Here is a 22,245-nt window from a genome sequence, read left to right as displayed (position 1 = left end):
CGGCCTCGAACGCGGCGAGGACCTCCGGTTCGGGCCGGGCAGAGAACGCGGCGGCGGTCACGGGGTTCCTCCAGGTGGGGCGGGGTGCGTGCGGAACGGCGCCCCATCGTGCCGTACGCCCCCGCCGAAGGGATCGGCGGGGGCGTACGCGGGGTGAGCCCGGGTCGGGGCGGCCCTCGGCACGGAAGGCGTCGCACATCGCGTCGACCAGCGGGCCGTCGAACGTCGTCTCCATCGCGATGTCGTGGTTGACCCACTCACGGCTGACGGAGGGGAGCAGGAGCCGGTCGACGGCCGGCACGTGTCGTCGAGGGCGAAGGAGAAGCCGCCGCCGGGTATCGTCCAGCGGCTTGCGCATCCGCTTCACTGCCCAGGACTCGGTGAGGCACCCAGGGCGACCGATCCGTTCCCGTACCACCTGACCGCCCCGGCCCCGCACCACCTGACCGATCCGTTCCCGTGCCACCCGGCCGACCTGGCCGCCACCCGACCGACCCGATCCGCCCGACGTACCCGAGGAACCCCGTGAATCTGCTGCTGCTCTCCAACTCCACCCAGTACGGCTGCGGTTACCTGGAACACGCCCTGGACACCGTCACCGCGTTCCTCCCCACGAACGCGCGACTCGCCTTCGTCCCGTACGCGCTCGCCGATCACGCCGCGTACACCACCCGGGTCCGTGAGGCCCTGGAGCCGTCCGGCATCACCGTGCGCGGCGTCCACGAGAACGCCGACCCGGCCGCCGAACTCGCCGCGTCCGACGCCGTGTTCATCGGTGGCGGCAACTCCTTCCGGCTGCTCGCCGCCCTCTACCGCACCGGTCTGCGCGAGGCCGTGCGCGACGCGGTACGGGGCGGGCTGTCCTACATGGGTGCGAGTGCCGGGACCAACATGGCCGCCCCGACCCTGCGCACGTCCAACGACATGCCCATCGTGCAGCCGCCGTCCTTCGAGACGCTGGGCCTGGTCCCGTTCCAGATCAACCCGCACTATCTGGACCCGGACCCGGCCAGCACCCACAAGGGCGAGACCCGCGAGGAGCGGCTCGCCGAGTTCCTGGAGGAGAACGACGTACCGGTGCTCGGGCTGCGCGAGGGCTCCTGGCTCCGCGTCGACGGGGACCGGGCCCACATCCAAGGGTCCCGCCCCGCCCGGCTGTTCTCCCGCGCGGCCGAGCCCCGGGAGCTTTCGCCGGGGTCCGACGTGTCCCGGCTGCTCACGACCGAGCCGCGGTTCGACGCTCCGGTGAGCTGACCGGCCCCGGCCCCGGCGGGGTCGGCGCGTCGTCCGCGCCGCTCGCCAGGAGCACCGGATGCGCGGCGGCGGTCCCGCTGCTGCGGCGCGGCTGAACCCGGACCCGGGCCCCCGGGCCCCCGGGCCCGGGCGACGGTCCCGCTGCCCCGCGCCGCGGCGCGCCTCAGCTCTCCCACCCGGAGGTCCCGCCCGTCTCGCGCCCCTCCCCGTCCCGGTCCTCCTCCGTCGTCGCCCTGCGGGCGGAGGCCGCGCGACGCAGATGGCGGTGGCGGGCGGGCGGCTGGTTGCTCATCTCCTCGCCGACCATGACCCGCACCGCGTCACGCATGCCGTGCAGGCCCTCGCTCCGCTTGGGGCCGCCGGCGGGGTCGGCGCGCAGCTCCCGCAGCAGGGACCAGCACAGGAAGAGCATCACCACGACGAAGGGCAGGGCCACCAGGATCGTCGCGCTCTGGAGGGACTCCAGCCCGCCGGCGACCAGCAGGGCCGCCGCGACCGCCGCCATGAGGAGCCCCCAGGTGACGACGAGCCAGCGCCTTGGGTGCAGGGCTCCCCTGCTGGTCAGCGAACCCATGACCAGGGAGGCGGAGTCCGCGCTGGTGACGAAGTACATCATGATCAGGATCATCGCGGCCCACGACGTCAGCGTGCCGACCGGCAGGGCGTCGAGCATCGCGAACAGCGTCGCCTCCGTCCCCTCCTTCGCCTTCTCGGCCATGTCGACGACGCCTGTGTCGGCGAGGCGGATACCGGTCCCGCCGAGCACCACGAACCACAGGGCGGTCGCCCCGCTCGGTACGAGCAGCACGGCGAGGAGGAACTCGCGGATCGTGCGGCCCTTGGAGATGCGCGCGATGAAGGTACCGACGAAGGGCGCCCAGGACAGCCACCAGGCCCAGTAGAAGATCGTCCAGGTGCCCAGCCAGCTGTGGCCGCCGAAGGCGCCGGTCCGCGAGGCCATGGGCAGGAGGTGGTTCAGGTAGCCGCCGACCGAGGACGGCAGCACGTCCAGGAGGTAGACGGTCGGACCCGCGACGAAGACGAAGACCATGAGGGCCGCCGCGATGACGAGGTTGATCGAGCTGAGCCACTTCACCCCGCCGTGCAGGCCGGTGAAGGCGGAGATGACGAAAGCCGCGCCGAGCACGGCGATGACCACCAGCTCGACGCCGGTGCTCTGGTCGAGGCCCGCCGTCAGATCGAGCCCGATGGCGATCTGCAGAGCGCCGAGTCCCAGGCTCGTCGCCGTGCCGAAGACCGTCGCGAAGACGGCGAGCAGGTCCAGGAGCTTGCCGAGGATGCCGTTCGCCCTGCGTTCGCCGATGAGGGGCACGAACACAGCACTCAACCGGTTGCCCCGGCCCTTGCGGAAGCTCGCGTAGCCCAGCGCCAGGCCCACGATCCCGTAGATGGCCCACGGAGTGAGGGTCCAGTGGAAGAAGGAGTACTCCATGGCGGCGCTCGCGGCGCCCGCCGTCTGCGGTTCGGCCCCGCTGGAGGGCGGCGGGCTCAGATAGTGCGCGATGGGCTCCCCGACACCGTAGAAGATCAGCCCGATGCCCATGCCGGCGCTGAACATCATCGCGATCCACGGGAAGTTCGAGAACTCCGGCGGGGAGTCGTCCCTGCTCAGCCGGATCCGGCCGAAGCGGCTGAAGGCGATGATGAGGCACAGCACCAGGAAGACGTCGGCGGCGATGACGAAGAGCCACGCGAAGTTGTCGAGCACCCAGGGCAGGGCCGCGTCCGACGCGCTCTGGAAGGTGTCCTTGCCGAGGGCCGCCCACAGGACGATCCCGACGATGCCCAGCACCCCGACCGTCACCACCACCCGGTCCGGTGAGGAGTCCGTTCCGGGACCCGCACCGGGATCCTCGGGGCCGGCGGGAGACCGGCCGGGGGGCACGTCAGCGTTCTCCGTACTCATAGCGCACCACTATGCGGGGCGTATGCGGTGATATGGGGGATGTGCCACGCCGACGGCCGGTGTCCGGGGTGCGACTCGCCCCACCCGATGTACGGTCCTCCCGCCGCCTGGGACCATGACGTTCATGCCTGACGTCTCCGCCCCCGCCTCCGCCCCGCCGGCCTTCTCCCGAATACGGCCCAGCACCTGGGCCGTCGTGCTCGCCGCCTGCACCGGCCAGTTCCTCGTCGTCCTCGACGTCTCCGTCGTCAACGTGGCCCTGCCCTCCATGCGGGCCGACCTGGGGCTGAGCGCCGGAGGCCTCCAGTGGGTCGTCAACGCCTACTCGATCGCGTTCGCCGGGTTCATGCTCCTGGGCGGCCGGGCCGCCGACATCTACGGGCGCAAGCTGATGTTCCTCGTCGGGCTCGGCGTCTTCACCGCCGCCTCCCTCGCGGGCGGCCTCGCCCAGGAGGGCTGGCAGCTCCTCGCCGCCCGCGCCGTGCAGGGCCTCGGGGCCGCCGTCCTGGCCCCCGCCACCCTCACCATTCTCACCGCGGCCGTGCCCGAAGGCCCGGCCCGGACGAAGGCGATCGGCACCTGGATGGCGGTCGGCGCGGGCGGCGGCGCGGCCGGCGGGCTGATCGGCGGGGTCCTCACCGACGCCCTCTCCTGGCGCTGGGTCCTCCTGATCAACGTGCCCATCGGCGCACTCGTCCTGGTGGCCGCGGCCCTGCGGATCACCGAGGGCCGCGCGGGCGACCGCCGGCGCATCGACTTCCTGGGCGCGGTCCTCGTCACCGCGGGCCTCGCCGCCGTCGCGTACGGCATCGTCCAGACCGAGGCCGAGGGCTGGACGGCCGCCGCCACCCTCGTGCCGCTGCTCTCCGGGGTCGTGCTGCTGGCCGTCTTCGTGCTGGTCGAGGCGCGCACCGCCGTCCCGCTGATCCCGCTGCGCGTGTTCTCCGTACGGGCCGTGTCCTCGGCCAATGTGTCGATGCTGCTCATGGGGTCGGCGACCTTCTCCATGTGGTATTTCATGACCGTGTACGCCCAGAACGTCCTGGGCTACACACCGTTGCAGGCGGGTCTCGCGCTGATGCCGACCTCGGCCGCCGTCATCCTCGGCTCCAAGCTGGCCCCCCGCCTCATGGTGCGCGTCGGGGCGAAGAGCCTCGCCGTCGCCGGGGTCCTGATCACCGCCTCCGGCTTCGGCTGGCAGTCCACGATGGGTGTGGAGGGCTCCTACCTCACCGCGATCTGTCTGCCCGGCGTCCTGATGATGGCCGGGGCCGGGCTCGCCTCCACCCCGCTCGCCACGCTCGCCACCTCCGGCGCGGACCCGGGGGACGCCGGGCTCGTCTCCGGCCTGGTCAACACCTCCCGCACCATGGGCGGTGCGCTGGGCCTCGCGGTGCTCTCCACGGTCGCCGCCGCGCGCACCGCGGGTTCCGGCGACGCGGCCGAGGTCACCGCCGGATACGCGCTGGCCTTCCGCACGGCGAGCGGGGTCCTGCTGGCCGGTGTGGTCGTGATGCTGATCTGGCTGCCGAACCATCGAAGGCCCCGCCCGCCGGCGGACCTCCCGGCCGAGACCCCGGCCGAGCGGTGACGCCGGGCGCCGCGCCCACCCCGTAGATCTGACGAGGCGTCAGTAGTCTTCCCGGCTTCCTTCCCCGGCCTGCGTCATGCAGGGGCCAGCAGCCGGAAGGGGCAACTGCTCGTCGTCCATGGCGGGAGACCTTCACCTTCGCGGAGCCGGACGGACGGGCTGCTCATCCCGTATTACGCGGACCGGCCCCCGAACGAGGCCTTCGCCGTCGCCGAAGTCCCCGGGCTGAAGCGCCGGTAGCGGGGGAGGGCCACACGCGGGAGGGCCCGGCCGGCTGTCCGCCGGTCCGGGCCCTCCGTGCACTGCCGAGCGGCTCTCAGGCCGCCCTGGATTCCTCGTCGGCGGGCCGGCGGTGGCGACCGTGCGGCTGCACCGACGTGGTCTCCGCCGACGCACCCCCCCGGTGCCTTCCGGAACCCCCGGTCCCGGTCCCCTCGTCCGCCCCCGCCGGGCGCTGCTGGGTCGTGTCGATCCGTGCTTCGGACATGTGGGAAGTCACCCCGTTGTGATCGCTTACGTATATCGCGCCTACAGGTGCAGCAAGCCCCGCCGCCGCCATCCGACGTGGTCACCGTCGGTACCCGCCCGACACGGCCGCGTAGCCCAGGGCCCCGAGTTTAGTCAGATCGAGCGGCTCGGTGCAGAGGCGCCCGACCCAACGGAACGGGCTTGCACACAGGGGGAGCGGCGACGGCGGCGGACGGTTGCGTTCCGCCCTCCGCGCCGCTCGGGCGGCCGGACACGGAAGAGGGTTCCACGTCCGGCGGCGCGTCCAGCATCGCCACGCCGCAGGACGTCGCCCCGTTCGCGTACGGGAGGCGCAGCACCCCGTCCCGGCTCCAGTATCCGGCCCCCGGCGCCCAGCCCAGCGGGGCCGCGAACTGGTGCAGCCGACGTCCCGCCGGACGCCAGACCCCCACCCAGCTGCCCCCGGCCCCGTCGATCCGCAGCGCCACCGCGCAGCTCTCCGGCATCAGCATCTGGCCCGGCTGCACCGCGAACGGCGTCACCGCCACGCCCGCGGGGCGCAGGCACTCCGGGAACCTGACCGGCAGACAGCTGCCCAGCACACCCCAGCCGAGCCGGTCGCGGCCCGGGGCGTCCGAGCGGAGCAGCAACAGCCCGCTGTCGGGGTCCGCGAGCAGCAGCCGGTCGTCGCTGTCCGGCGCGATCTGGAGCAGCGGTGTCACCTCGGCCCCGCGCCCCAGGTCGACGGCGACCGCCTTGACCGGTCCGCCGCCCGGCTGCTGCCGGTCCAGCGCCAGCAGCCGGCCGGCCCGGTCCAGCCAGACCCCGCCCGAGCAGCGCCCGGGAATCCGCGCGACCTCCTCCGGCCCGTGCGCTCCGCCCGCCACCAGCCAGAGCGACGACTGGTGCTCCCCGGCCGACAGGGCGTAGACGCACCGGCCGTCCGGCGACGGCGGCAGCAGGGTCATCTCCGCGCACGCGACCGCGCCCAGCGGGAGTTCGCCGGTGCCGGGTCCTGTCGGGTAGAGCAGCGAGAACATCTGCCGGTCCGCGACCCGCCGCCCGATCAGCACCCGCCCGTCCGCGAGCGGCGCCACCTGGGCGTCCGGCTCCTCGGGCTGATCGAGGGGGAGGGGCACCGCGTACGGCTCGGGCCCGTCCAGCGTCCACCGCTCCGGATACCAGTTGCGCTCGCCCGGCGGGCCGGGGGCAGCGGTGAGCCGGGCGGCGTAGGACCCGTCCGAGGTGAGCGTGAAGCCGCCGGGAAGCGGTGCGTCATGGGCCGACGCCGCCCGGCCGCCCGAGGCAGCAGAGGCAGCCGACGCCGCCCGGTCGCCCGCGTCCGTGGCGGATCCCGGCGGGCGGGGAGTGCCGGCCGCGGCCGACTCCCCGGGGCCGCCGGACCCCTCCGCTTCCGGTTCCCTTCCGTACTCCTCCGGGCCGGACTCCGACCAGGAATCCGCCCCGTACTCCGCCCCGGATTCCGCCCCGGACTCCTTCGGGCCGGGTTCCGTACCGGGTTCCGCTTCGGGTTCCGCCGTCGTGGCGGCCCCGGCGGATCCACCCTCGATGACACAGGCAGTCATGGACTCGTCACCTCCGGCTACGAAAGCTAGTTTTCGCACTTCCAGCCGAACAACACGAGCCACCTCACTTCACACATAAGGGTGGTGATGCCCGGATTCTCCTGAGGTGGAGGGGGTGAGTGTGCTGGAGAAGGTCGCCGCGTCTAAGGTGAGGCGACCCTAACCAAGGGCCCGTGCACCCGCGCACGTACGCGGACCAACTGGAGCAAGTGATGTCCCCTCGACCCCGCGGTACCGCCGCAGTCGCCCTGGCCGTGGCGGCCGCCCTTTCCCTCTCGGCCTGCGGGGGCGGTGACGGCGGCGACGCGGACGCGGCGAAGTCCGAAGCGGGCGGCGGCAAGAAGGCCGCCGTCGCCACCGGCGGCAAGGACTTCGCGGACGCGGCGAAGAAGACCGCGGCGTACGGCACCGACGCCGAGGCCGGCGAGTTCCCCCGCACGGTCACCCACGCCATGGGGAAGACCGAGATCAAGGCCGCGCCCAAGCGTGTGGTCGTGCTCGACGTCGGCGAGTTCGACAACGTGGTGTCCCTGGGCCTGAAGCCGGTCGGCTACGCACCCAGCGAGGGCGACGCGGCCATCCCCTCCTACCTGGAGAAGGGTGCGGGCTCGCCGAAGAGCGTCGGCACCATCAACAGCCTCAACCTCGAAGCCATCGCCGGCCTCAAGCCCGACCTGATCCTCGGCAGCCAGCTCCGCGCGGCGGACAAGTACGACGAGCTGTCCAAGATCGCCCCCACCGTGTTCTCCATCCGTCCGGGATTCACCTGGAAGGAGAACTACCTCCTCAACGCCCAGGCACTGGACCGCGCGAAGCAGGCAGGGGCGGCGCTCGCCGCGTACGAGGAGAAGGCGAAGAAGCTCGGCGAGGACATCGGCCCCGACAAGCCGACCGTCTCGATGGTCCGCTACATGCCCGACCGCCTCCGTCTCTACGCCAAGGCCTCGTTCATCGGCACGATCCTCGAAGACGTCGGGCTGCCGCGTCCGAAGAACCAGCAGATCAACGACCTCGCCGCCGAGATCAGCCCGGAGAGGATCGACGAGGCGGACGCCGACTGGATCTTCACCGGCGTCTACGGCGACCCGAAGGCCACCCAGCGCGACACCGCCCGGTCCAACCCGCTGTGGAAGAACCTGAAGGCCGTCAAGGAGGGCCGGGCCAAGGACGTCTCCGACGAGACCTGGTACCTGGGCCTCGGCGTCACCTCGGCCGGCCTGGTCCTCGACGACCTCCGCGCCGACCTGGTGAAGTGACCGTCTCCCCGGTACGGGAGCGTCGCGGCGCCCCGGTGACGTAACGATTCGTGTCCGGCCGCCGGTCCTGGCGTACAGGTCCGGCGGCCAGGGGCGGCGGGCCACCCCGGACAGGTAGCCTTTCCCCCGTGCCCCGTCTGTCTGAAGTCATCGCCGCCCTCGACGCCCTCTGGCCCCCCGAGCGGGCCGAGGGATGGGACGCGGTCGGGACGGTCTGCGGCGATCCGGACGCGGAGATCGACCGGGTGCTGTTCGCCGTCGACCCGGTCCACGAGATCGCCGACGAGGCCCTGGAGCTCGGCGCCCAGCTGATCGTCACCCACCACCCGCTCTATCTGCGCGGGACGACGACGGTCGCCGCCGACACCTTCAAGGGCCGGATCGTCCACACCCTCATCAAGCACGACATCGCGCTCCACGTCGCGCACACCAACGCCGACACCGCGGACCCCGGCGTCTCCGACGCCCTGGCCGGCGCCCTCGGCCTGCGGATCACCGGGCCCCTGGTCCCGGACCCCACCGACCCCGAGGGCCGGCGCGGACTCGGCCGGATCTGCGAACTGGACCACCCCGAGACGCTGGCCGCCTTCGCCGCCCGGGCCGCCGCCCGGCTCCCCGCCACCGCGCAGGGCATCCGGCTGGCCGGCGACCAGGACGCGCTCGTGCGCACCGTCGCCGTCAGCGGCGGCTCCGGCGACAGCCTCTTCGACGCCGTGCGCGCCGCGGGCGTCGACGCCTTCCTCACCGCCGACCTGCGCCACCACCCGGCCTCCGAGGCCGTGCGGCACTCGCCGCTCGGCCTCGTCGACGCCGCGCACTGGGCCACCGAATGGCCCTGGTGCGAGCAGGCGGCAGCCCAGCTCGACGCGCTTTCCGACCGCCACGGATGGGACCTGCGGGTCCATGTCTCGAAGCAGGTCACCGACCCCTGGACCACCCACCATTCCTCTGGAGCCCCCAACTGAACGCCGCGCCCGCCGACCAGATCCGACTTCTCGACGTCCAGGCCCTCGACCTCCGTCTCGCCCAGATCTCCCACAAGCGCACCTCGCTGCCGGAGCACGCCGAGATCGAGCAGCTCAGCAGCGACCTCGCCCAGCTGCGGGACCTGCTGGTCGCCTCCACCACCGAGGAGAGCGACACCACCCGCGAGCAGACCAAGGCCGAGCAGGACGTCGACCAGGTGCGCCAGCGCGCCGTCCGCGACCAGCAGCGCCTGGACTCCGGCGCGGTCTCCTCGCCCAAGGACCTGGAGAGCCTCCAGCGCGAGATCGTCTCGCTCGCCAAGCGCCAGGGAGACCTGGAGGACGTCGTCCTGGAGATCATGGAGCGCCGGGAGAGCGCCCAGGAGCGGGTCGCCGAGCTGACCGAGCGGGTCGCCGCCGTCCAGGCCAAGGTCGACGACGCCACCGCGCGCCGCGACGCCGCGACCGCCGAGCTGGACGCCGAGGCCGCCACGGTGGCCAAGGACCGCCAGATCGTCGCCGAGATCATCCCCGCCGACCTGCTGAAGCTGTACGACAAGCTCCGCGCCCAGCAGGGCGGGGTCGGCGCCGCCCGGCTCTACCAGCGCCGCTGCGAGGGCTGCCGGCTGGAACTGAACATGGCCGAGGTGGGCGACGTGCGGGCCGCGTCCCCCGAGACGGTCCTGCGCTGCGAGAACTGCCACCGGATCCTGGTCCGCACCTCGGAGTCGGGCCTGTAATGAGCGCCGCGCGCCAGGTGGTGGTCGAGGCCGACGGCGGATCCCGGGGCAACCCCGGGCCCGCCGGTTACGGCGCGGTCGTCATCGACCCGGCCACCGGCGAACCCCTCGCCGAGGCCGCCGAGTACATCGGCGTCGCCACGAACAACGTCGCCGAGTACCGGGGCCTGATCGCCGGCCTGACGGCCGCGAAGGCGTTGTTCCCGGACGCGGGGGACGCGTTGCGGGTCCACGTCCGGATGGACTCCAAGCTGGTCGTCGAGCAGATGTCGGGGCGCTGGAAGATCAAGCACCCCGACATGAAGCCGCTGGCGGCGCGTGCCGCCGCGGTCCTGCCGCCGTCCTCGGTGACGTACGAGTGGATCCCGCGCGCGCAGAACAAGCACGCGGACCGGCTCGCCAACGAGGCGATGGACGCGGGCCGCGACGGCAGGCAGTGGGAGGCGTCCGCCTCGACGGCCGCCCTCGACGCACCGGCCCGCCCCGCGAGCACCCCGCCGCCCGCCCAGGGCCCGCCCGGCGACCAGGCCGCGGGCGCTGCCAGGGCCCGCGCGGCCCTCGCGGCAGCACGCGGCGCGGCGGCCGACACGCTCTTCCCGGTGCCCGAGCCCGGGGTGCCGGACACCACGGTCCCCGCACCCGCCCCCGGGCAGCCGGCCGGAGCCGCGCCGGAGGCTCCCGGAGCCTCGCGGCAGCAGCCGGCCGGGGCCCCGCAGGTCGGCTGGGGCTCGGCCCCCGACCTCGGCGCACCCGCCACGCTCGTCCTGCTCCGGCACGGCGAGACCGCCCTCACGCCCGAGAAGAGGTTCTCCGGCAGCGGCGGCACCGACCCCGGGCTCTCCGCCACCGGCCGGAGCCAGGCCGACCGGGCCGCCGAGCACTTCGCCGCCCTGGGCACCGTCCAGGAGATCGTCAGCTCCCCGCTGCGCCGCTGCCGCGAGACCGCAGCGGCCGTCGCCGGCCGACTCGGCCTCGACGTCCGCATCGACGAGGACCTGCGCGAGACGGACTTCGGCGCCTGGGAGGGCCTGACCTTCGGGGAGGTACGGGAACGGTACGGGGACGACCTCACCGCCTGGCTGGCCTCTCCGGACACCGCCCCGACCGGCGGCGGAGAGAGCTTCGCCGAGGTCGCCGAGCGGGTCGCGGACGCCCGGGACCGGATCGTCGCCCGGTACGCGGGCCGCACGGTCCTGCTCGTCACCCATGTGACCCCGGTCAAGACGCTCGTCCGGCTCGCCCTGGGGGCCCCGCCCGAGGCGCTGTTCCGGATGGAGCTTTCGGCGGCCTCGATCTCCACGGTCGCCTACTACGGGGACGGCAACGCCTCCGTACGCCTGCTCAACGACACGTCCCACCTGCGCTAGCCGGGCCAGGAGCCCGAGGACCTGCGCTAGGCGGACCACGAGCCCGAGGACCTGCGCCGACCGGACCACCGGCCCGACCTCCTGCCCTGGCCGGACCACCAGCCCCGACGACCCGGCCGTCGGGGCTGCTCGGCGTCGCCGTGCGGCCCTACCGGGCGAGCGCCGCCGCCTCGGCCGCCAGGCGGGCCACCCGGTCCCAGTCCTTCGCCGCCACCGCATCGCCCGGGACCATCCAGCTGCCGCCCACGCAGCCCACGTTGGGCAGCGCGAGGTACGACGGCGCGGAGGCGAGCGAGATGCCGCCGGTCGGGCAGAACCGGGCCTGGGGGAGCGGCGCGGACAGGGCCTTGAGATAGGCCGTGCCGCCCGCCGCCTCGGCCGGGAAGAACTTCATCTCCCGCACCCCGCGCTCCAGCAGGGCCACCACCTCGGAGGTGGTCGAGACACCGGGCAGGAACGGGACCCCGGATGCCTTCATCGCCTCCAGCAGCGCGTCCGTCCACCCCGGGCTGACCAGGAACCGGGCCCCGGCGGCCACGGTGTCCCGTACGTGCTCCGGCGAGATCACCGTCCCCGCGCCGACCACCGCGCCCGGGACCTCGGCGGCCATGGCCCGGATCGACTCCAGCGCGGCGGGCGTCCGCAGCGTCACCTCGATCGCCGGCAGCCCGCCCGCCACCAGCGCCCGCGCCAGCGGCACCGCGTCGGCCGCGTCGTGCAGGACCACGACGGGGACGACGGGCGCGAGATCCAGCACGGAGGCGTCGGACGGGGCGGAGGGCACGGAAGCAGAGGAGGTCATACGGCCATCCTGCCGCGCGCGAGGCGATATCTGCAACGAGCGTTGCGCACTGCGCAACGCTCGTCTCCTCGGGCGATCAGTGGATGTCCGTCACCACGACGTCCAGCGACCACGGCCGCCCGGCACGCGCGGGGGCCTCGGCCTCCACCACGTACCCCAGGTCCCGCAACACCTCCACCAACTGCGCCGGGCCCTTCGGCCGCGCACCCGCCACCAGCAGATCCCGCACCAGCCGGCCCTTGGTCGCCTTGTTGAAGTGGCTCACGACCGACCGCTTCTCCACCCCGCCCACCAGCTGGGAGTGCAGCACCCGCACGCTCGCCGTGCGCGACGCCACCTCGCCCGTCGGCTTCCACGCCGCCGCGTACGCCGAGGACCGCAGGTCCAGGACGAGCCCGTTCCCGGCGGCCTCGGGCAGCACGGTCTCCATCGGGGTGCGCCAGTGCGCGCCGAGCGCGCCGAGACCGGGCAGTTTCACCCCCATCGAGCAGCGGTACGGCGGAATCCGGTCGCCGATCCGGACCGCGCCCCACAGCCCCGAGAAGACCAGCAGCGACTTCGCCGCCCGCCGCCGCGCGTCCGCCTCCAGCGAGGCCAGATCGAGCGCGTCGTACAGCACACCGGTGTACAGCTCCCCGGCCGGACGGGTCCCGGCGGTGCGCAGCTCGGTGTTCTTGGTGACCTCGCCCCGCAGCCCCACGCTCAGCCCCAGCACCTCACGGGCCTTCTCCTCGTCCGCCTGACACAGCTCGACCAGCTCGTCCAGCACCGCCGCACGGGCCGGGGCGAGCCCCGGCAGCGACAGCGACTCCGGCTTCAGCGAAGCCCCGCGCCCCGAGGCGGCCTTTCCTTCGGAGGGCGGCAACAGCACGAGCACGGCGGTTCTCCTTCGTACGTACGGCGCAAGCGCGGACCCGGTCGGCGTGCGGGCTCCCCGGGTCCTCGGCAAGGGTACGGGGACGGGACGCCGACCCCCGTACGGCGAGGACCGCGCCCCCTTGTATGCGCGGGGGCCTGCGGACGCGTACGCACGGGGCCTGCGGACGCGTCCGCGCGGGACCGCGCACGCCCAGGATGCCGCCCGCCTCCGCCCGGCCTACGCTCGGGCCATGCCCCGTCGCCACCTGCGTATGACCGGTGCAGCCGACTGCTCGCTCGGAGCCGCCCTGCGGGCGCTGCGCACCGAACTCGACCTGCCCGCCGCCTTCCCGCCCGAGGTGCTCGCGGAGGCGGCGGAGGCGGTGCGGGGCCCGGATCTGTCGGCCCACGAGGACGCCACGGACCTGCCGTTCCTCACCATCGACCCGCCCACCTCCACGGACCTCGACCAGGCGATGCACCTGGAGCGCCGCCGCCACGGCTTCCGGGTGCACTACGCCATCGCGGACGTCGCCGCGTATGTCCGGCCGGGCGGCGCGCTCGACGCCGAGGCCCACCGCCGGGTCACCACCCTCTACTTCCCCGACGACCGGATCCCCCTCCACCCACCGGTCCTCTCCGAGGGCGCCGCCAGCCTCCTCCCCGGCGAGACCCGCCCGGCCGCGCTGTGGCGGATCGACCTGGACAGCGACGGGCGGGCCGTCGCCGCCGACGTGACCCGGGCCCTGGTCCGCAGCCGCGCGAAGCTCGACTACGCGGGCGTCCAACGGCAGATCGACGCGGGCACCGCCGAGGAACCCCTCGCCCTGCTCCGGGACATCGGGCGGCTGCGCGCGGAACAGGAACGGGCCCGGGGCGGCATCTCGCTCGGCGTCCCCGAACAGGAGATCGTCCAACGGGACGACTCCTACGGTCTCGTCTACCGCGCCACGCTCCCCGCCGAGGCCTGGAACGCCCAGATCTCCCTGCTCACCGGCATGACCGCCGCCCGCCTCATGGCCGACACGGGCACCGGCGTCCTGCGCACCCTGCCGATCGCCCCGGACGGAGCCGTCGCCCGGCTGCGGCGCTCCGCCCACGCCCTGCGCGTCGACTGGCCGCCCCACGTCCCGTACGCCGATGTCGTCCGCTCCCTCGACCCGACGAGGAGCAACCACGCGGCGTTCCTCCAGGAGTGCACCACCCTGCTCCGCGGCGCGGGTTACACCGCCTTCGACGACGGCGAGCTCCCCGACCCCGCCGTCCACGCGGCGGTCGCCGACCTCTACACGCACTGCACCGCACCGCTGCGCCGCCTCGTCGACCGGTACGCGTCAGAACTCTGCCTCGCCGCGACCGCGGGGAAGGAGCCTCCGGCCTGGGTACGGGAGGCCCTCCCCGCCCTCCCGAAGGAGATGGCCGAGGGGACGCGCCGCGCGGGCACCGTGGAACGGGCCTGCGTCGACCTCGTCGAGGCGGCGTTGCTGGAGGGGCACGTGGGCGAGCTCTTCGACGCGTACGTCGTCGACGTCCAGGACCGCGACCCCGCCGCCGGCACGGTCCACCTCCGGGACCCGGCGATCGTCGGCCGGATCGAGGGCGGCACGGCCCCGCTCCCGCTGGGGGAGCGGCTGCGGGTCCGGCTCACGCGGGCGGGTCCGGCGTCGGGGACGGTGCTGTTCGCTCCGGCGTGAGGGGAGACGTCAGCGCGGCGACCACCGCCCGCGGGTCGTCGGCGTGGAAGCGGAGCGTCCGGGCACTCCCGCGCCGCCCCAGGGGCCGTACGAACTCCACCGGCTCCGTCAGCTCCACCGTCACCGTCGTATGGCTCCCCACCACCAGATCGAGCGTCCCGTCCTCGTCGGTCCGGACCAGGGCCCCGTCCGGATAGCGCCGGTCCACCCGGGCGGTCGCGATCACGGCGGCGGGTACCCGCAGATCGAACAGGGCGCCGTAGCGCAGCCGCAGCGAACCGTCCGCCGCCACGAGGTGCGGCCGGGTCACGCAGGCGGCGTGCAGGGCGAGGATGATGACGATCCCGTACACGTCCACCACGAGCAGGATCGCGTGGACCAGCGGCCAGGGGATCACCAGCGCCAGCACCACCGTCTCCACGACGGAGACGAAGACGAACGCGTACATGATCCCGGTCTGCGGTTCGGTGTACGAGAACGGCCGGGCCCCCTCCGGAATCCGGTGGCGGCGGCGCAGGACCCACAGCCCGAGACTGTGCAGCGCCCGGAACTCGTGCACGACCAGCCGCCGCACGGCCACCGGCACCACGGCCCGCACCGTGGCCAGCCCGGCCTCCCGCCGCGTGCCCCCGGCCCGCCGCCGCGCCGCGTACAGCGGCCACATCACGGCCGCCTCCAGCGCGAGCACCCCCACGACCAGCGCCTCGGCTCCCAGCAGAACGGCCCCGGGTATCCGGACCCCGGCCACCAGGCAGACCGCCAGCGCGACCTCCCCGGGCAGCACCGCCCACATCGCGGCCCGAGCCGCCCGCAGGCCCCTCGTCCTCCCGGTACTCACGCGTTCCTCCCCCGCACCCGCTCGGCCAGCCCCTCCATCACCCGGCGCACGACCGCGCGCTGCGCGGGCGGGTAGTCGTCGAGCAGCACCCGCCCGAGCCCCGTCGCCGACGGCTCGCCCTCGGGGATCACCGCCAGGACCTCGTCCGGTACGGCGGCGACCAGCTCGGCCGCCAGCGGCGCGACGCGCGGGTCGTCCACCCCGGCCCCGGCCAGTTCGTCGAGCCGCTCGTACAGCGCGAGGACGCCCGGGTCCTCGGCCAGCGGGCGCAGCGCGGCGAACACCTCGGCCCCGGCGCCGTCGCCCGCCGCGTCCAGCAGCGACAGATGCTCGCGGTCCTTCGCGGCGGCCGGGGACGTGGTGGCGGGCGCCCGGTCCAACAGCGCGGCGAGGGCGGGGGAGAGCGGCCCGTCCGAGGTGAGCGGCGCCCGAAGCAGCTCGGCCAGCACCTCCCGCCGCTCGTGGATCTCCCGCTCCTGCCGCGCCAGATCGGCGTCCAGCTCCCCGAGCACCTCGGCCAGCTCCCGCCCCGCGTCGTCGGCGAGCACGTCCCGCACCTCGTCCAGGGAGAGCCCGATCTCCGTCAGCCGCCTGATCCTGGCCAGCAGCACGGCATCGCGGACGGTGTACGCCCGATAGCCGTTGGCCTGCCGGGCGGGCTCGGGCAGGAGGCCGACGTGGTGGTAGTGCCGGACGGCCCGGGAGGTGACTCCCACGAGTGCGGCGATCTCTCCGATACGCATGAGGCCAGTAGAAACGTTGACGTGGCGACAAGGTCAAGCACCGTTTTCCCCGGAGGGCGTCGCTCTGGTGGCCGAGCGCCGCTGCTGCGCGCGCGGGGGCGTCCCGCTCCATCCGTCGGTGCGGCCCGGTAGGATGGCGATCACGGCAGACGAGTCGTGCGGACGGCCGCGTGAGGATCCTCGGATCCTCCCGAGGAACGTCCGGGCTCCACAGGGCAGGGTGGTGGCTAACGGCCACCCGGGGTGACCCGCGGGACAGTGCCACAGAAAACAGACCGCCCGGGACTTCGGTCGCGGGTAAGGGTGAAACGGTGGTGTAAGAGACCACCAGCGCTTGAGGTGACTCAGGCGGCTAGGTAAACCCCACCCGGAGCAAGGTCAAGAGGGGGCGCCCCGGAAACGGGACGGCCCTGCGTGAACGTTCGAGGGCGGCTCGCCCGAGTTCACGGGTAGACCGCACGAGGCTGGCAGCAATGCCGGTCCTAGATGGATGGCCGTCTCCCCGGCCGCCGCGAGGCGACCGGGAGACAGAACCCGGCGTACAGCACGACTCGTCTGCCGCTTACGCCTCTGAGCAGGCACGACACTGCCAGTTCCATGATCTTGCGGCCCGTGGGGAGTCTGTCGGGAGACGGCCGGGGCACGTGATGTCAGGGGACGGTCTGTGTGCGGGGCCTCCGCACACTTGCCTAGATGATCAATCCCACGGCGTGTCCGCGGAATGTGCGGGGTGGCCGGTCAGGCGTCGGGGTCGACTTCGGGGTGCGTGAACCGCACGGGTTTGCCCAGCGACCGCGCGTAGACGATTTCCGCTCGGGTGCTGTCTCCGGTGTAGTCGCCGACTACGAGCACCTCGTCCGAGAGCCGGATCTTCGCTCGGTGTAGATCGTCGAGTTGAAGCTTCAGGGCCTGGCCTCGGCGGGATCGGACCAGAGTTCGTGCGGCGACTTCTTGTCGCAACCGGGCTTGACGACAATCCTTCCGGCTTTGGTCTCCCGCAGATCAGCCTCGGTCATCTCGGTCATGAAACGGGTGGAGCCGCAGATCACGACGATGAGTGGGAGGCTCAGCTGCTTCTTCGCGGCGGCGAGCTTCTCCTCAGGGGTGAGCGGCTGCGGGTTGGACACTGGTCCCTCCTGGGGGCGTGCGTATTGCGGCTCGGCTGATGTGAGGGTCTGGACATTCCAGGGTCACTGATTGTTGGCGTTCTGCTGCGTGGTAGCCGCAGCCTGCTGAGGATCGGGACTCGGCCGGATGTTCCGCCGAAGCTCGTGCCAGGCGCTGACGACCTCTGCGACCTTCCCCAGCAGCTCGCGAAGCTGACCGAGGACGAGGAGGACAATGCTGAAGCCGGCCAGGACATAAAGGGTGATGGCGTCCCAGTTCATGCGATCACCCCGCGGGCAGATTCCAGGGTGGTCCGCGGGAGTACGCGGTTCAGCCAGCCGAGGTCTGAGCCGAGCCGTTCGAGCTGCCCTCTGGCGTCCTTTCCGTACACGGCGGGGCCCCACCGGAAGCGGAACTGGAGTGCACACCCCGGCACGTCGTCGTGAACAAGTTCGTACGTGCACTGCCGCATGTATCGATTGCTGGTCAGGGGCGGGTCGTCACACGTGCAGTGATGTTCGACGACGCGGAGAGGAAGCCCCCACGTAGGGGCAGAGAGTCTGCCGAGCAGTGTGTCGTGGTCGAGGAGTACGTCACGGCGTGTGTCCAGTTCGAAGATCCAGTCACTTCCGGTCGTCCAAGATCGGCTTGAGTAAGCAGAGTTGGACGTATGGAACAGGGCAACTCTGCGAAGCAACCCCGACCCCAAGGGTGCAATGTCCCTTTCCGCTCCGCGGGTGCGGGGGTGTGACTGCTCGTCCTGCCATTCGAAGTCGGTGAGTTCGGGGGCGTGCCACAGTGGTGCCGCGTGCCCCACGGCCAGATCCCTTCGCCGTTCGTCGAGGTAGTCGCTCCATCGCGTACCGGTGATGCCACGGAGGATGAGGCGGCTGTCAGCGCCCGCCAGGGTGAGGTGGAGGTCGTTTCCACGGATCGCGGCGATACGCAGCCCCGCGACACCGCCGACCTCGCCGCCACCTCCGACATACGGCAAGAGGCGATCGCCGGCGTGCCAGGCCACGGGGTAGTTCTCTCCACGCGAAAGTTCAACGTGGCTGTCGAGGTAGACCATGATGGGGTTACCCCAGCTCAGGCGCACGCCAGAGATTCCGACCGGGTGAGCGGACCATGTTCCGCCGTCGCCCAGATTCGCCATGACTTGCGACTCGAGCAGTGCCTGTTCGCCCGTGACGTCTGGCAGTGGTGGCAGGTTGTGTGTGCCCTTGAGAGTTTCCAGCGCGAACTGATAGGGCTCACCGGTGTAGGTGATCCGCGTTCGAGCCAGGGTGGAGAGGCGTCCACCAGCAGACATGGCACGATCCGTCCTCGAACGCCGCTGCCCCGAAGCGTCCGACAACTGATCGGCGCGCCAAGCAACGGCGCAGTCGGACATACCTGTCGAGTCCGGTGAAGCTAAGGCTTCTTCATCCCGTGTACGACGCTGCACCGGGGCAGCTCAGCGTCAGGACAGGCCCCCTGGTGGCCCTTGGGGAGGCTACCACTGGGCGCACTGTGTGTACGAGGTTCGTTGCAAGACGGGGTGACCATGGCTGGAGGCGGCGCGGTGCGCGTACGGGACGCATATCGCCGACGCCCGGACCATCGCGTTCACCAACCGTTGCCGCGTCATCGGCTCCTAGTTCATCGGCGCCGGCGGGACACCGGGCTGCTGAGTTCCGTCTCCATGGAGCGGCCGTCGGGCTTGGCGAACCAATAATCCATTTGCCCACGACGGTAGTTCGCCATGGCGCCGCCGTATGCGCAGTAGGCGTCTATCCGTTCCTGCCGAATACGCTCACTGCGGGCGAAGACCTCGGCGCGCGTACACGGCTCGTCTGCCGGCAGGCCAACAAGGGCCTGCGGCCGGGTGTCTCACCTGGTCGGGGCCCTTCCCCGTTCTCGGCGCACCGGTATTTCACCTGCGCGTCGACCCCTTGGCGTGGTCTGCTGCCCGCGGCCGTTGTTCCCTACCCGCATGGTCGGGAACGTACCGGCCCTGAGGCGGGGAGTGATGCGGGTGACGGAGAGTATGGGCGCGGGCGGGGCCATGGCACCGGCCGGGGTACGGCTGCGCCGGGCCACGCCGGCCGACGCGGAGGCCGTCACGCGCGTCTTCCTGGACTCCCGCGCCGCCGCCATGCCGTATCTGCCCCGGGTCCACAGCGACGAGGACACCCTCGCGTGGATCACCCATGTCGTGCTGCCCACCAGCACCGCGGTGTGGGTGGCCGAGGAGGCGGGGGAGGGCGGGGAACTGCTCGGGTTCGCCGTGCTCGCCGGGGACGACGAGCTCGATCATCTCTATCTGCGGCCCGACGCGCTGCGGCGGGGGATCGGGAGCAGGCTGCTGGCGGAGGTGCGTGGTGCGGCGAAGGGGGGACTGGAGCTGTACGTGTTCCAGCGCAACGCCGCCGCCCGCGCCTTCTACGAGCGGCACGGGTTCACCGCCGTCGCGTTCGACGACGGTGCCCGCAACGAGGAGAACGAGCCGGACGTGCTCTACCGCCTGCGGCCGTAGTCCGCCGGGTGGCGGGTCAGATGACCGGCGGCCGGCCCAGCCGTGTCATCTGCCACACCGTGGACCAGCGCATGGGGCGGCGCTCCCCGCACGGGGTCCGGACGCCCTCGGCGAAGCCGCCCGCCCAGGCGCGCAGGCCCTTCGGGTCGCGGGTGCGGGCGAGGGTGAGCAGGGTCCAGGTGCCGAGGTAGGCGGGGACCAGAGGGAGGGGCAGGTTGCGGCGGGCCAGCCAGACGCGGTTGCGGGCCGTCATCCGGTAGTAGACCGCGTGCCGGGCCGGGGACGTCTTGGGGTGCTGGAGCAGCAGTTCGGGCTCGTACAGCACCTTCCAGCCCGCGTCGAGCGCGCGCCAGGCGAGGTCCGTCTCCTCGTGGGTGAAGAAGAACTCCGCCGGCCACAGGCCGGTCTCGGCCAGCATCTTCATGGAGAACGCGTGGCCGCCGCCGAGGAAGGCGGTGACCTCGCCGCCGCGCATCGGGTCGCCGGCGCGCAGCCGCGGCACGTGGCGGCGCTGCGTCTCGCCGTGCTCGTCGGCGATCCGGAAGCCGACGATGCCGAGCCGGTCATCGGCCGCGAAGTGGTCCCGTACCCGGCGGAAGACGTCCTTCTCGACCAGCAGCCCGTCGTCGTCCAGCTCGATCACCACGTCCACGTCGCCGATCTCGGCGAGCCTGCGCAGACCGGCGTTCCGGCCGCCCGGACAGCCGAGGTTCTCCGGCAGCTCGATGGTGGTCACCCCGCCGTCGAGGTCCGCCAGGCCGGGGAAGGCGGTGAAGTCCGGGAGCGCCGTCCCGTTGCCGATGATCACGAGCCGGGTGGGCCGGACGTCCTGCATGGCGACCGACGCCAGCAGCGCCTCGACCGCCTGCGGGCGGTCCCCCATGGTCACGATGGATACGCCGATGCGTGGTGCGGACAAGTTCGGTACTCCTGGGCTCGGCTGCCGTGCGGCTGTTGGTCGGCTGCGATGCTCGCGATCGTAACGTCTCGGTGTTCAGTCCGTGGTCGCCGCCCGGCCAACTGCGGGCCCGCCGGTGTTCAGCGGGGCGTACGGCGCGACGGCCGTGTGCCGTCCCGGGGGCCGGTGCGGCTCCCGGGACGGCCCGCTCCGCGTACCTCACCCCTCCGCGGCCGCCGTCCGGTTCCTTCCGGCCAGGAAGTGCCCGGCGAGCAGGGCGCCGGCCAGGACCAGGGCGGAGTTCACCAGGATGGCGGTGGAGACGCCGGACAGGACCGCCTCCGGCCCCGTCGCGGCCCCCGTCCGGGCGGTGACGATCGCGCTCATCACCGGGATGCCCAGGGTGATGCCGACCTGCTGGGTCATCGTCGCCAGTCCGGTGGCCCGCCCCTGCTCCTCGTCGGGCAGGCCCGAGGTGGCCGTGACCATGAAGCCGACGATCATCAGCATGTTGCCCACACCGCCGACGAAGGTGGCCGCCAGCAGGAGCCAGATCCAGGAGCCGGACGTGCCGAGCGCGACGAGGGAGAGCGTGGCACCGGCCTGGACGACTCCGCCCAGCACGATGGCGCGCTGGTTGCCGAACCGGCCCACCGCCCGTCCGCCGAGCATCCCGCCGACGACCGTGCCGATGCCCAGCACGCCGAACGCGAGGCCGGTGGCCAGCGCGGAGTAGCCGAGGACCTCCTGGAGGTAGAGGGTGAGCAGGAACACCAGCGAGGTCTCGGTGACGAAGGCGATCAGCCCGGCGGCGTTGCCCCAGACGACGCTCCGCCGCTTCAGGATGTGCATCGGGACGAGCGGTGCGGTGGCCCGCCGCTCGATGCGGACGAACGCGATCAGGAGCGCGGTGCCGGCGGCCAGGGAGACCAGGGTGGTGGGGGTGGTCCAGCCGGTCTCGCCGGCCTGGGTGAGGCCGAGGACGAGCAGCAGCAGCCCGCCGGTGACGGTGACCGCGCCGGGCACGTCCAGCCGGGGCCGCCGCTCCGGCCGGGAGTCGGCGATCACGGACGGGGCCAGGATCACGACCAGGGCCGCGACCGGTACGTTGATGAAGAAGGCCCAGCGCCAGGAGAGCAGGTCCGTCAGGAGGCCGCCAAGGATCGCCCCGGCGGTGAACCCGGCCGACATCAGGGCGCCGTTGAGCCCCAGCGCCCGTTCGCGCAGCGGCCCCTCCTTGAACGCGGTGGTCAGCAGGGCGAGGCCGGCGGGGGTGACGGCCGCGGTGGCCAGGCCCTGGAGCACGCGGGCGGTGAGGAGGACCTCGGGCGAGGTGGCGAGGCCGCCGAGCGCGGAGGAGAGCCCGAGGACGGCCATGCCGCCGATGAACAGGTTCTTGCGGCCGACGAGGTCGGCGACGCGTCCGAAGAGCAGGGTGAATCCGGCGGCGGCGAGCGCGAAGGACGTGGCGATCCACTGGAGGTGGGCGAGGGAGAAGCCGAGCCCCTCCCCGACGACGGGCAGCGCCACGTTCAGGATCGAGAAGTCCACCGCGATCATGAACTGGGAGCCGAGCAGCAGGGCCAGTACGAGCTTCTGGCGTCTCGTCATGCGCGGACCGGCGGCGCGCGGA

At 72.8% G+C, this 22,245-nt stretch carries 18 protein-coding genes, 1 other RNA gene and 1 pseudogene; 9 read left to right on the top strand and 11 right to left on the bottom strand.

Going from position 1 to position 22,245, the window contains the following annotated elements; all coding sequences use genetic code 11:
* Positions 1-525 precede the first annotated feature (525 nt).
* The gene (pepE, locus tag PSQ21_RS08400; protein WP_274029798.1) at positions 526-1,254 is read left to right on the top strand and encodes a dipeptidase PepE; all 729 of its coding nucleotides are present in this window, start codon (positions 526-528) and stop codon (positions 1,252-1,254) included.
* Positions 1,255-1,417: 163 nt separating this feature from the next.
* Here the strand turns inward: pepE and PSQ21_RS08395 are convergent, their stop codons facing one another.
* Positions 1,418-3,181 carry a BCCT family transporter gene (locus tag PSQ21_RS08395; RefSeq protein ID WP_274029797.1) on the bottom strand — a complete coding sequence of 588 codons (1,764 nt, stop codon included), beginning with the start codon at positions 3,179-3,181 and terminating at the stop codon, positions 1,418-1,420.
* 115 nt (positions 3,182-3,296) lie between these two features.
* Between PSQ21_RS08395 and PSQ21_RS08390 the strand changes: the two genes are divergently transcribed.
* Positions 3,297-4,772, top strand: coding sequence for an MFS transporter (locus PSQ21_RS08390; RefSeq protein ID WP_274029796.1), 1,476 nt, complete (start codon positions 3,297-3,299; stop codon positions 4,770-4,772).
* A 617-nt stretch (positions 4,773-5,389) separates the two neighbouring features.
* Here PSQ21_RS08390 and PSQ21_RS08380 read toward each other — a convergent pair.
* Positions 5,390-6,826, bottom strand: a complete 1,437-nt coding sequence (locus tag PSQ21_RS08380; protein WP_274029795.1) for a hypothetical protein — start codon at positions 6,824-6,826, stop codon at positions 5,390-5,392.
* A gap of 212 nt (positions 6,827-7,038) precedes the next feature.
* On the opposite strand from PSQ21_RS08380, the gene PSQ21_RS08375 reads away from it, so the two are divergent.
* The 4 genes from PSQ21_RS08375 (at position 7,039) to PSQ21_RS08360 (ending at position 11,154) form a co-directional block, all read left to right on the top strand.
* Positions 7,039-8,082, top strand: a complete 1,044-nt coding sequence (locus PSQ21_RS08375; protein WP_274029794.1) for an ABC transporter substrate-binding protein — start codon at positions 7,039-7,041, stop codon at positions 8,080-8,082.
* A gap of 128 nt (positions 8,083-8,210) precedes the next feature.
* Entirely contained in the window at positions 8,211-9,047 is an 837-nt protein-coding gene (locus tag PSQ21_RS08370; RefSeq protein ID WP_274029793.1) for a Nif3-like dinuclear metal center hexameric protein, read from the top strand.
* Positions 9,044-9,787, top strand: coding sequence for a zinc ribbon domain-containing protein (locus PSQ21_RS08365; RefSeq protein WP_274035677.1), 744 nt, complete (start codon positions 9,044-9,046; stop codon positions 9,785-9,787). Before PSQ21_RS08370 ends, PSQ21_RS08365 begins: the two co-directional genes overlap by 4 nt.
* Positions 9,787-11,154, top strand: a complete 1,368-nt coding sequence (locus tag PSQ21_RS08360) for a bifunctional RNase H/acid phosphatase (RefSeq protein WP_274029792.1) — start codon at positions 9,787-9,789, stop codon at positions 11,152-11,154. Before PSQ21_RS08365 ends, PSQ21_RS08360 begins: the two co-directional genes overlap by 1 nt.
* A 148-nt stretch (positions 11,155-11,302) precedes the next feature.
* Here PSQ21_RS08360 and eda read toward each other — a convergent pair whose 3' ends face one another.
* Together eda and yaaA are read right to left on the bottom strand one after the other, a co-directional pair.
* Complete coding sequence (gene eda, locus PSQ21_RS08355) at positions 11,303-11,956, bottom strand: bifunctional 4-hydroxy-2-oxoglutarate aldolase/2-dehydro-3-deoxy-phosphogluconate aldolase (protein WP_274029791.1); 654 nt, start codon at positions 11,954-11,956, stop codon at positions 11,303-11,305.
* Positions 11,957-12,032: 76 nt separating this feature from the next.
* Positions 12,033-12,833, bottom strand: coding sequence for a peroxide stress protein YaaA (gene yaaA / locus PSQ21_RS08350; RefSeq protein ID WP_274029790.1), 801 nt, complete (start codon positions 12,831-12,833; stop codon positions 12,033-12,035).
* A 232-nt stretch (positions 12,834-13,065) separates the two neighbouring features.
* Here yaaA and PSQ21_RS08345 point away from each other — a divergent pair, with 232 nt between their 5' ends.
* Entirely contained in the window at positions 13,066-14,508 is a 1,443-nt protein-coding gene (locus tag PSQ21_RS08345; RefSeq protein WP_274029789.1) for an RNB domain-containing ribonuclease, read from the top strand.
* Here the strand turns inward: PSQ21_RS08345 and PSQ21_RS08340 are convergent.
* Both PSQ21_RS08340 and PSQ21_RS08335 read right to left on the bottom strand, forming a co-directional pair.
* Positions 14,459-15,346, bottom strand: a complete 888-nt coding sequence (locus PSQ21_RS08340) for a hypothetical protein (protein WP_274029788.1) — start codon at positions 15,344-15,346, stop codon at positions 14,459-14,461. The two genes, PSQ21_RS08345 and PSQ21_RS08340, sit on opposite strands and share 50 nt — an antisense overlap.
* Positions 15,343-16,089: a MerR family transcriptional regulator gene (locus PSQ21_RS08335; protein ID WP_274029787.1), complete on the bottom strand. Its 747-nt coding sequence runs from the start codon at positions 16,087-16,089 to the stop codon at positions 15,343-15,345. The genes PSQ21_RS08340 and PSQ21_RS08335 overlap by 4 nt, the downstream gene beginning before the upstream one ends.
* A 150-nt stretch (positions 16,090-16,239) precedes the next feature.
* On the opposite strand from PSQ21_RS08335, the gene rnpB reads away from it, so the two are divergent.
* Positions 16,240-16,647: RNase P RNA component class A (gene rnpB / locus PSQ21_RS08330), an RNA gene on the top strand.
* Between the two features lie 180 nt (positions 16,648-16,827).
* Here rnpB and PSQ21_RS08325 read toward each other — a convergent pair.
* The 3 genes and pseudogenes from PSQ21_RS08325 to PSQ21_RS08315 all read right to left on the bottom strand — a co-directional run bounded on the left by PSQ21_RS08325 (position 16,828) and on the right by PSQ21_RS08315 (position 18,508).
* Positions 16,828-17,216 (bottom strand): annotated as a pseudogene (locus tag PSQ21_RS08325) (hypothetical protein).
* Positions 17,217-17,279: 63 nt separating this feature from the next.
* Positions 17,280-17,477 carry a hypothetical protein gene (locus PSQ21_RS08320; protein ID WP_274029786.1) on the bottom strand — a complete coding sequence of 66 codons (198 nt, stop codon included), beginning with the start codon at positions 17,475-17,477 and terminating at the stop codon, positions 17,280-17,282.
* Entirely contained in the window at positions 17,474-18,508 is a 1,035-nt protein-coding gene (locus PSQ21_RS08315; RefSeq protein WP_274029785.1) for a hypothetical protein, read from the bottom strand. Before PSQ21_RS08315 ends, PSQ21_RS08320 begins: the two co-directional genes overlap by 4 nt.
* Positions 18,509-19,207: 699 nt before the next feature.
* On the opposite strand from PSQ21_RS08315, the gene PSQ21_RS08310 reads away from it, so the two are divergent.
* Complete coding sequence (locus PSQ21_RS08310; RefSeq protein ID WP_443334416.1) at positions 19,208-19,714, top strand: GNAT family N-acetyltransferase; 507 nt, start codon at positions 19,208-19,210, stop codon at positions 19,712-19,714.
* 16 nt (positions 19,715-19,730) lie between these two features.
* Here PSQ21_RS08310 and PSQ21_RS08305 read toward each other — a convergent pair whose 3' ends face one another.
* Together PSQ21_RS08305 and PSQ21_RS08300 are read right to left on the bottom strand one after the other, a co-directional pair.
* Entirely contained in the window at positions 19,731-20,633 is a 903-nt protein-coding gene (locus PSQ21_RS08305; RefSeq protein ID WP_274029784.1) for a glycosyltransferase family 2 protein, read from the bottom strand.
* 198 nt (positions 20,634-20,831) lie between these two features.
* Positions 20,832-22,223, bottom strand: a complete 1,392-nt coding sequence (locus tag PSQ21_RS08300) for an MFS transporter (protein ID WP_443334376.1) — start codon at positions 22,221-22,223, stop codon at positions 20,832-20,834.
* Positions 22,224-22,245: the final 22 nt, after the last annotated feature.

Source organism: Streptomyces sp. MMBL 11-1, assembly GCF_028622875.1.
GTDB lineage: Bacteria > Actinomycetota > Actinomycetes > Streptomycetales > Streptomycetaceae > Streptomyces.
This window is presented reverse-complemented; position numbering and strand designations above follow the sequence as displayed.

What these genes read in the sequence shown, in the direction of transcription:
- PSQ21_RS08395 (WP_274029797.1), bottom strand. Translation starts at nt 3,181, where the DNA reads ATGAGTACGGAGAACGCTGACGTGCCCCCCGGCCGGTCTCCCGCCGGC.
- PSQ21_RS08390 (WP_274029796.1), top strand. Translation starts at nt 3,297, where the DNA reads ATGACGTTCATGCCTGACGTCTCCGCCCCCGCCTCCGCCCCGCCGGCC.
- PSQ21_RS08380 (WP_274029795.1), bottom strand. Translation starts at nt 6,826, where the DNA reads ATGACTGCCTGTGTCATCGAGGGTGGATCCGCCGGGGCCGCCACGACG.
- PSQ21_RS08375 (WP_274029794.1), top strand. Translation starts at nt 7,039, where the DNA reads ATGTCCCCTCGACCCCGCGGTACCGCCGCAGTCGCCCTGGCCGTGGCG.
- PSQ21_RS08360 (WP_274029792.1), top strand. Translation starts at nt 9,787, where the DNA reads ATGAGCGCCGCGCGCCAGGTGGTGGTCGAGGCCGACGGCGGATCCCGG.
- eda (WP_274029791.1), bottom strand. Translation starts at nt 11,956, where the DNA reads ATGACCTCCTCTGCTTCCGTGCCCTCCGCCCCGTCCGACGCCTCCGTG.
- PSQ21_RS08345 (WP_274029789.1), top strand. Translation starts at nt 13,066, where the DNA reads ATGCCCCGTCGCCACCTGCGTATGACCGGTGCAGCCGACTGCTCGCTC.
- PSQ21_RS08335 (WP_274029787.1), bottom strand. Translation starts at nt 16,089, where the DNA reads ATGCGTATCGGAGAGATCGCCGCACTCGTGGGAGTCACCTCCCGGGCC.
- PSQ21_RS08320 (WP_274029786.1), bottom strand. Translation starts at nt 17,477, where the DNA reads ATGAACTGGGACGCCATCACCCTTTATGTCCTGGCCGGCTTCAGCATT.
- PSQ21_RS08315 (WP_274029785.1), bottom strand. Translation starts at nt 18,508, where the DNA reads ATGTCTGCTGGTGGACGCCTCTCCACCCTGGCTCGAACGCGGATCACC.
- PSQ21_RS08310 (WP_443334416.1), top strand. Translation starts at nt 19,208, where the DNA reads ATGCGGGTGACGGAGAGTATGGGCGCGGGCGGGGCCATGGCACCGGCC.
- PSQ21_RS08300 (WP_443334376.1), bottom strand. Translation starts at nt 22,223, where the DNA reads ATGACGAGACGCCAGAAGCTCGTACTGGCCCTGCTGCTCGGCTCCCAG.